We start from the raw sequence: 372 nt of genomic DNA, 5'->3' as shown, positions 1-372 counted from the left end.
ACCGCCGAAGAATACGAACATAAAATCCAAACTGCACTGGCAACCATCGATCGAATGAGTGCTATGATTGACCAGCTTCTGGCTTTGGCAAGAGTAGAAAACTCCAAAAATCTAGTCAAAGAGGAATTGGAATTGATCACCTTTTTGGAAGAAAAAGCAGATCAGATTTCCTCCGAACAAAAACGAAAAATCACCTTTCAATCTCAGGTGGGGCTGCCGATCTATATTACTACCAATGAGAAATCTCTGGAAATGATCTTGGACAATTTGCTTCACAATGCCATCAAGTATTCACCGGACGGTTCGGATGTTTTTCTCAGGGTAGGCAAGTCCGGGAATCAGCCCTACATCGAAGTGGCAGATTCCGGTTTG

General features: G+C 43.3%; 1 protein-coding gene. It reads left to right on the top strand.

Features of this window, described 5'->3' with window-relative positions; translation table 11 throughout:
- A partial coding sequence (locus tag ACNKXV_RS13505; protein ID WP_417908254.1) for a sensor histidine kinase occupies positions 1-372 on the top strand: 372 nt, incomplete at both ends.

The organism is Christiangramia aquimixticola, from assembly GCF_048285835.1.
GTDB classification, from domain to species: Bacteria; Bacteroidota; Bacteroidia; order Flavobacteriales; family Flavobacteriaceae; genus Christiangramia; species Christiangramia aquimixticola.
The sequence above is the reverse complement of the archived record's forward strand: the minus strand, read 5'-3'. Positions and strand labels throughout refer to the sequence as shown.